Here is an 857-nt window from a genome sequence, read left to right on the forward strand (position 1 = left end):
GTCCACCAGTGGCAGCCGAGGGCGTAGCCCCTCCGGTGGCGGCTGGACAAGCGGAGCCTGCGGATGGCGCTGTCGCGGTAGGCGTCCGAGGCGAACAGGTCGGCGGTGGCCTCCCCGATGCGGGAGCCGACGGTGACCACCTGCAAGCCCACCACGTCCGTCTCGCCGGACTCCTTGGGGCGGAAGAAGTCCGCCAGGCACAGCCTGCGCCCGCGGCGCTGGCGGGGGAAGGTGAACCGGCACCGCTCGGATCCGTCCTCGGCCAGCACCACCAGGTCGTCGCCCTCGGAGTGGCAGGGGAAGTAGCCGTAGACCACCGCGGCCTCCAGCAGGTTCTCGGTGTGCAGCCGCTCCAGCCAGCCCCGCAGCCGGGGGCGGCCCTCGCGCTCGACCAGTTCCTCGTAACCGGGCCCGTCCCCGGTGCGCGGCGCCTTCAGCCCCCACTGGCCCTTGAACAGCGCGCCCTCGTCCAGCCAGGACGCGTACTCCCGGAGCGGAATGCCCTTGACCACCCGCGTACCGAAGAACGGCGGGGCGGGCACCGGGTTGTCGGTCGCCACGTCCGAGCGCACCGGGCCGGCCTCGGCCGGCTCGGCGACCTGCGCACTCGCGGCCGGCCTCACCCTGCGCTGCCGCAGCTCCGGCAGCTTCGCACCCGGCACTCCGCGCTTGACGCCGATCAGCGCGTCCATCAGCCGCAGCCCCTCGAAGGCGTCGCGGGCGTAGCGGACCTCGCCCTCGTAGAGGGCGTGCAGGTCCTGCTCGACGTAGGCGCGGGTCAGCGCGGCCCCGCCCAGGATCACCGGATACTTCGCGGCCAGATCGCGGGCGTTGAGCTCCTGCAGGTTCTCCTTCAT

The 857-nt window shown here is 73.2% G+C and carries 1 protein-coding gene; it reads right to left on the reverse strand.

All coding sequences use genetic code 11. The annotated features are described in order from the left end of the window. The coding region (locus L7D48_RS12530; RefSeq protein WP_305853138.1) for a vitamin B12 dependent-methionine synthase activation domain-containing protein at positions 1-857 on the reverse strand (857 nt) is incomplete at both ends.

The sequence above is a fragment of the Streptomyces sp. ICN903 genome (assembly GCF_022015835.1).
Lineage (GTDB): Bacteria > Actinomycetota > Actinomycetes > Streptomycetales > Streptomycetaceae > Streptomyces > Streptomyces fenghuangensis.